7 protein-coding genes and 1 pseudogene are annotated in these 7,050 nt (G+C 67.1%); 3 read left to right on the top strand and 5 right to left on the bottom strand.

The genetic code is table 11. The features are described from left to right. Positions 1-1,303: pseudogene (locus tag RT567_RS11735) on the bottom strand (hypothetical protein); the annotation flags it as partial. Between the two features lie 244 nt (positions 1,304-1,547). Here RT567_RS11735 and RT567_RS11730 point away from each other — a divergent pair. Both RT567_RS11730 and RT567_RS11725 read left to right on the top strand, forming a co-directional pair. Further along, entirely contained in the window at positions 1,548-1,766 is a 219-nt protein-coding gene (locus tag RT567_RS11730; RefSeq protein WP_313576525.1) for a hypothetical protein, read from the top strand. A 64-nt stretch (positions 1,767-1,830) separates the two neighbouring features. After that, positions 1,831-2,337, top strand: a complete 507-nt coding sequence (locus RT567_RS11725) for a pyridoxamine 5'-phosphate oxidase family protein (protein WP_313576524.1) — start codon at positions 1,831-1,833, stop codon at positions 2,335-2,337. A gap of 38 nt (positions 2,338-2,375) precedes the next feature. Here the strand turns inward: RT567_RS11725 and argF are convergent, their stop codons facing one another. The 4 genes from argF to RT567_RS11705 all read right to left on the bottom strand — a co-directional run bounded on the left by argF (position 2,376) and on the right by RT567_RS11705 (position 6,627). Further along, positions 2,376-3,293: an ornithine carbamoyltransferase gene (argF, locus tag RT567_RS11720; protein WP_409516171.1), complete on the bottom strand. Its 918-nt coding sequence runs from the start codon at positions 3,291-3,293 to the stop codon at positions 2,376-2,378. A gap of 157 nt (positions 3,294-3,450) precedes the next feature. After that, positions 3,451-4,626 (bottom strand): aspartate aminotransferase family protein, encoded by a 1,176-nt coding sequence (locus RT567_RS11715; protein ID WP_087138824.1) that lies wholly within the window; start codon positions 4,624-4,626, stop codon positions 3,451-3,453. A 134-nt stretch (positions 4,627-4,760) separates the two neighbouring features. Beyond that, positions 4,761-5,675 carry a M20/M25/M40 family metallo-hydrolase gene (locus RT567_RS11710; RefSeq protein WP_313576522.1) on the bottom strand — a complete coding sequence of 305 codons (915 nt, stop codon included), beginning with the start codon at positions 5,673-5,675 and terminating at the stop codon, positions 4,761-4,763. A 112-nt stretch (positions 5,676-5,787) separates the two neighbouring features. Beyond that, on the bottom strand, positions 5,788-6,627 hold the full coding sequence (locus RT567_RS11705) for an ABC transporter permease (RefSeq protein WP_313576521.1): 840 nt from the start codon (positions 6,625-6,627) through the stop codon (positions 5,788-5,790). Between the two features lie 234 nt (positions 6,628-6,861). Here RT567_RS11705 and RT567_RS11700 point away from each other — a divergent pair. Then, positions 6,862-7,050, top strand: a 189-nt coding sequence (locus tag RT567_RS11700; RefSeq protein WP_313576520.1) for a GcrA family cell cycle regulator, incomplete at its 3' end; no start/stop codon positions are given.

Genomic DNA, 7,050 nt, shown 5'->3' with positions numbered 1-7,050 from the left:
TGTCCGTGCTTTCGGCCAGGCGGCGGCCGATGTCGTCCAGAGCCTGGGCCGAGCGACGCTCGGACTGGGCGATGCGTTCGCCGAGCCTGTCAGAGATCCGGGCGATCTCGCCGCCGAGCCGCTCCAGCGCCAGGGCGTGCTCGTCGTCGGCCTGGGTCAGGCGCTGATCCACCGCCTCAGCGTGGCGAGCCAGGTCGCGCTCCAGCTTCTGCTCCAGCGCCGCGACGCGGGCGTCGGACGGCGCGGAGCCGCCGGCTTCGACCGTCTCCACCCGCCCGTTCAGGTTGCGGGCGATGCGCATGATCTCGCGGCCCATGCCGTCGACGGCGGCGACCGAGCGCTGCTCGGCCGCACGGGCCTGTTCGCCGATGGCGGCCAGGGCGCGTTCGATGCGATCGACGCGACCTTCAGTCTCGGCCGCGTCGAGGCGACGGATCATCTCGGTGCGGCTGGACTCGACCTGACGGGTCAGGCTCTCGGCCAGCTTCTCGAAGCGCGAAGCTTCGCGTACGTGGTCCGGCTCGATGCGGCGCTCGGCGTCGCGCATCCTCAGGTCCAGGGCGGCGAACGACCGCTCCAACCCCTTCAGCGCTTCAGAGGTCTGCGACTGGGCGTCGTCCAGACGCACGCCGACCTGCGACAGCAGGGAGGTTCCGGCGCCCGGCCCGGCCGTCTTCTCGACCGCCTCGATGCGGTCGCGCAGTTCGCTGACGCCCGCCCGCTGGCGCTCGTCCATGTCGTAAAGGCGCGTGGAGACGGCGGTCAGCGCCGCGTCCAGCTTGTCCAGCCCTTCGCGCGCCTCGGTCCCGGCGTCCTGCTCCAGACGGCGCAGGCGACGATGGCCCTCGCGCAGTTCCTCGGCGATGTCGTCGATGCGGCGAGCCTTGGCGGTCTCGGCCTCGTCCTGTTTCTCGAGGCGGCGCACCAGACCGGCCACGGCCTGGTCGATGCCCTGGATCGCCAGGGTCGAGCGGCGCTCGGCCGCCTCCAGACGCTCGGCGATCACTTCCAGTGAAGCGCCCATGCGGCCCAGGTTCTCATGGCGGCCCACGCCTTCATACCGATGCGCGTCCTCGCCATAGACGTCGTCCAGGCGGCGCGAGCGGCTGCGGCGGTCATAAGGGTCAGGAATGGGCGACCGGCGCGGCAAGGTGGCGACGCCGTCGTCCTCGTCCGGCTCGTCCATGATCATGGAGTTCAGCCACTCGCCCAGGGTCATGCCCGAACGTCGCGCCAGATCCTTGGCGATCTCGCGCGCCTTGGGATCGATGCCCTTCACGCTCCACGGCGCCGCTGCGGTCACTGATTCGCCTCCCGACCCATGACGCGAACGGTATCCTTCCAGATAAAGCGTGTAAACGTGTCGTTAACCGCTAGATATGGCGCCTCGGCACGAGTCGCCGACGGCAGCCGACAGGCCGCTGATGCGCCCGGCATGGTTAATGCCGCGTTTAGATTAACCGCGCATCAAGAAATACGGCCACGCTGGAGATTAGGCGGCCGACAGCGCTTGCATCGCCGCCTCGGGCGCCCCAACTGCCGCCGTCATGGACGCCACGCTCACCCTGATCCTGCTGGTCGCCTCGATCGCCATCGTCGTCTTCGCCGGATGGCGCGGATCGCGCCCCACGGACATCACGCGCGGCCCGCGCATGATACCGTGGCGCTTCATCATGCTGCTGTCTGCCGCCCTGGTCTTCTTCCTGCTGATCCACCTGATGGCGGAACTCAGCGGGCGGCCGCTGCCGTCCGCCGCGCCGTTCTAGGCGGGAACGCTCCGGCGCCGGGTTAGTTGTCCTGTCTCCCCGAACGACGAGACAGGAGACGATCTTGACCGACAAGCACCTGACGCCCACCGAGGCCGAAGCGGCCTTCTGGAAAAGCCTGAAGTCCAGCAACACCGGGATGCTGGGACTGGATCGCCCCGGCTATCACAGCCAGCCGATGACCGCCTTTCGCGAGGCCGAGACCGGAACCATCTGGTTCTTCACCCGCGACGACACCGACCTGGCGCGCGACGCGGCGACGCTGGGTCAGACGGCCATGTTCAGCTATGGCTCCAAGGATCAGAAGGTCTGGGCCTGCATCCACGGCTCCCTTTCCGTGCATGGCCACGACCGGGACGTCATCGAACGCTACTGGAATCCCGTGCTGTCGGCCTGGTATCCGGACGGCAAGGATGATCCGCGCCTAACCCTGCTGCGCTTCGACGCCGACGACGGCCGGGTCTGGGTCAGCGACGGCGGGCTGATGAAGTTCGCTTTCGAGATCGCCCGCGCCAACCTGACCGGCAAGGAGCCGGACGCCGGCGACGTGGTCGACGTCAACCTGCGCTAAGCCTAATTCGCCCTCAAGCAGCGCGAAGCGCGTTAGGGCTAAAAAGCCTCAAAGCACCAGGCCAGGACCGCCTTCTGGGCGTGCAGGCGGTTCTCGGCCTCGTCCCAGATCAGTGACTGCGGGCCGTCGATGACGGCGTCCGTCACCTCCTCGCCGCGGTGAGCCGGCAGGCAGTGCAGGAAGACGGCGTCCTCGGCCGCCTCGGCCATCAGGGCCTCGTCGACGCTGTAGGGTTCGAAGGCCGCGAGGCGGGCCTCATAGTCCTGATCCCCCATCGACACCCAGGTGTCGGTGACGACGACGTCGGCGCCCTTGACCGCCTCGCGCGGGTCGCTGGTCAGGTGGACGTGAGCGCCGCCCTTTTCCAGATCGCGCAGGTCGGGATGATATTCCGCCGGGCAGGCGACGTGCAGGTGGAAGCCGAACTTGGGCGCGGCGTGCATGAAGCTGTGGCAGACGTTGTTGCCGTCGCCGATCCAGGCGATCGTCTTGCCCTCGATCGGGCCGCGATGCTCCTCGATCGTCATCAGGTCGGCCAGGATCTGGCACGGGTGGCTGCGGTCGGTCAGGCCGTTGACGACCGGCACGGTCGAGACGCGGGCGAAACGTTCGACGTCTTCATGGTCGTTGGCGCGGATCATCACGGCGTCGACCATGCGCGACAGAACGCGGGCGGTGTCCTCGACCGGCTCGCCCCGGCCCAGTTGCATGTCCGCAGCGGTAGCGATGATGGAATCGCCGCCCAGCTGACGGATGGCCGCGTCGAAGCTGAAGCGGGTGCGGGTCGAGTTCTTCTCGAAGATCATGGCCAGGACGCGGTCCTTGCCCGGCGCGTCGGCGTCGGCGCGGCCCTGGGGCCAGCCTTTTCGGGCGCGTTTTCGGGCGTGGGCGTCGTCCAGGATGGCGCGCAGGTCAGCAGCGTCCAGGCGGTGGATGTCGAGGAAGTGACGAACCATGACCAAGCCTTCTCCCTCCCCTTCATGGGGAGGGTGGTCCCGCAAGGACCGGGTGGGGGCGGCCCTGCGAAAGTCTGGAGGTAGAAGAAAGCGTCCCCACCCGGCCTCGCCTCACGGCTCGGCCACCCTCCCCATGAAGGGGAGGGAGAAAATAGCGTCAGCCCGCGATCTTGGTGCGGGCGAACTCGCAGGCCTTCTCGAACTTCTCGATGGCCTCGCGGGCCTCGTCGAGGGTGATGTTCAGCGGCGGCAGGACGCGGACCAGGTTGTCGCCGCCGCCGGCGACCAACAGCTTGGCCTCGTCGCGGGCCCAGCCCATGAACTCGCGGTTGTTCGGGACCAGCTTGACGCCCAGCAGTAGACCCTTGCCGCGCACCTCGACGATCACGTCGGGGAAGCGCTCCTTGAGGCCGTGCAGTTGCTGGGTCAGATAGCCGGCGACTTCATTGACGTTGTCCAGGATGGCGTCCGACGACACTTCGTCGAAGGCCGCCTGGCCGACGGCCATGGCCAGCGGGTTGCCGCCGAAGGTCGAGCCGTGCACGCCGACCGTCATGCCCTTGGCCGCTTCCGCAGTGGCCAGGCAGGCGCCGATGGGGAAACCGCCGCCCAGGGCCTTGGCGACAGCCATGATGTCCGGCGTCATGCCGGCCCATTCGTGTGCCCACAGTTTGCCGGTCCGGCCCATGCCGCACTGGACTTCGTCGAAGATGATCAGGACGCCGTTCTTGTCGGCCATCTCGCGCATCCAGCGCAGCTCGGCGTCCGGCGTGGCGCGGCAACCGCCCTCGCCCTGGACCGGCTCCAGGATGATGGCGGCCGTGTTCGGGTTCTCGAAGGCGGCGGTCAGCGCGGCCTTGTCGCCCCACTTCAGCTGATGGAAGCCTTCCATCTTGGGCCCGAAGCCCTCGGTGTAGCTGGGATTGGCGGCGGCGTTGATCGCGCCATAGGTGCGGCCGTGGAAGGAGCCGTCGAAGCCGTAGATGTCGATACGCTCAGGCTGGCCGTTGGCGACGTGGAATTTGCGTGCCGTCTTCAGGGCGCACTCGATCGCCTCAGTGCCCGAGTTGGTGAAGAAGACGACGTCGGCGAACGACTTCTCGCACAGGGAGTCGGCCAGGGCGTCCTGCCCCGGAATCTTGAAGATGTTGGAGACATGCCACAGCTTCTCGGCCTGATCCTTGACCGCCTGCACCAGCTTGGGGTGGGCGTGGCCCAGCGCGTTGGTCGAGATGCCCGAGACGCAGTCCAGATACTCGGTCCCATCAGTAGACCAGAGGCGGACGCCCTGGCCGCGCTCCACTTCCAGCGGCGCGCGATTGTAGACACCCATCAGATGACCGGACACTTGGCAGACTCCATAAAGCGAGACGGTCCCGGCGCGTCTGCGACGGGACCGCTTTGGAAAAGGGCGACGAACTTGTCGGGCGCTATTTCCCCTTAGTCAACACCGCGCGGGGCGCGAATTCAGCGCAGTTGCGCATCCAGCTTCTGGATCAGGGCCGCATAGGTCCGGCCCGCCAGGTCGATGGTGTGGCCTTCGACCGCTGCGATGGCGTCGTCCTTAGAGTGGATGACGCGGAAAACCTGAGGCGTGAAGCCCTCGGCTAGGCCGTTGGCTTCGCCGCCGTTGAAGGCCAGCCACATCTGGTGGGCGCCGACCTCATCCTGAAAACCGAGCGAGACCACCGGCGCGCCCGCCGCCGAGAAGGCCCGGTCGTCGGACGGCGGATATTCGGGGAAGCCGACGCACTGCTGGGCGCGCTCGGCGCACAGCTCCTGCACCGCACGGGTGACGAAGGCCGACTGCGCTCCGTTGTTCTGGCCGTACATCATGGTGTCGCCATAGGCGGCGACGTCCGAGTTCACCACGGCCGCGACATTGGCGATCCCGTGCGCCTCGATCCACTTCTTGGCGCCGATCAGGCCCAGCTCCTCCTGGTCGAAGAAGATGATGCGGATACGGTGCGACAGCGGCGCCTCGCGCAGGATCTTGGCCGCCTCGATCAGGGCGACCACCGAGCCGGCGTTGTCGACCAGGCCGTCCGCCATCGTCCCGTCGCGCAGCTTCACCGCGTCATAGTGGGCGGTCAGCAGGATTTCCTTCTCGCCTTCGCCGAGGGTGACGACGACGTTGGAGCCCTGCATCGGGCCGGCGCGGCCGCCGCCCTCGAAGGTCTCGACCGTGGGCGAGAAACCCTCGGCCCGCAGCTGGTCCAGCAACACGTCCATGCGTTCGGCGTTGGACGGCTTGGCGTAGGCCCCGACCTGTTCACGCAGATCGGCCGCGCGATCCTGAGCGAGAGACGGCGCGGCCGTCAGGCAGACGACAGCCAGGCAGGCGCCGCTGACGGCGGCTTTCAGGCGAAGACGAAACGACATGGCGAGGCCCCTTTCGCGAAGCCCCTCGCCCCGCGTTCGAGGCCCTGATTAAAGCGAAATCGGTTCAGATGCGACCGCATCTGAACTCAGATCTTCGCTCACGGTAAAGCCGTCAGCTCTTCAGCCGCCAGCCCGAACGGAACACCAGCCAGCAGGCCGCGCCCATGACCACGGTCAAGACCGCGCTCATGACCACGCCGACCACAAGACTGCCCTCGGCGTGGCCGATGAAGCCCGCCCGGAAGCCGTCGATCAGGTAGAAGAAGGGGTTGAACTTGCTGATGCTGGCGAAGGGCTCGGGCAGGCTGTCGATCAGATAGAAGGTGCCCGACAGGAAGGTCATCGGCATGACCACGAAATTCTGCACCGCCGACAGATGGTCGAACTTCTCGGACCACAGCCCCGCCAGCACCCCCATCATGCCCATCAGCAGGGAGGCGATCAGGCCGAACCAGACGATCAGGCCGACGTTGGCCAGACCCAGCTTGGCGAAGGGCATGACGCACAAGGCCGTCACCAGGCCGACCGCCACCCCGCGCGTCGCCGCGCCCAGGGTGAAGCCGATGGTCAGCTCCAGCGGGCTGAGCGGCGGCGTCAGAAAATCGGTCGCCGTACCCATGATCTTGGCCTGGATCAGGCTGGACGAGGCGTTGGCGAAGGCGTTCTGCAAGATGGCCATCATGATCAGGCCCGGCGCCACGAACTCGGCGAAGGGGGTGCCGTGCAACGGCGGGCGCGCGCCCTTCAGCGCCACCACGAAGACCATCATGTAGAGCAGGGTCGTCACCACCGGCGCCGCCACCGTCTGGGCGCCCACCTTCCAGAAGCGGCGGACCTCCTTCAGGTAGAGGGTGCGCAGCCCCACCCAGTTGATCCCGTCATAGCGGCGGGGCTGAGGGAGGCCGTGGGGTGCGGCGGAAGAGGCGTCGGAACCGGCGGTCTGGTGCGTCATGCCGCCTCAGATGCGACAGTCAAGCCGGTTTCGCAAGGCGCAGCCCCTGTGGATGACGCCCAAGAAATTGAGTCAAATCGGGACATTAACCATACTAGATGTAGTTTCTGTGGACAGGTGAATTCCCACATATTGCGTGTTTTAAGGGGTGATTTACGATTAGAGGCGTGATGAGGGGCCGAAATTCGGACTCCGGCACAAGATATTGAATCCGACTTCTCCCGGGAGGGCGACATGAACCCAGGCTGGACCGAAGACCGCGTCGGCGCGCTGAAGAAGCTGTGGCTGGAAGGCCAGTCAGCGAGCCAGATCGCCAAGGCCCTTGGCGGCGGCGTGACCCGCAACGCCGTGATCGGCAAGGTGCACCGCCTGGGCCTGTCAGGCCGGGCCGCTCCGTCGCAACCCGCGCGCACCACCTTCCGC

Source organism: Brevundimonas sp. (assembly GCF_032107865.1).
In the GTDB taxonomy this organism is placed as follows: domain Bacteria; phylum Pseudomonadota; class Alphaproteobacteria; order Caulobacterales; family Caulobacteraceae; genus Brevundimonas.
Note: the sequence above shows the minus strand (reverse complement) of the source record. Positions and strands in the feature narration are given on the sequence as shown.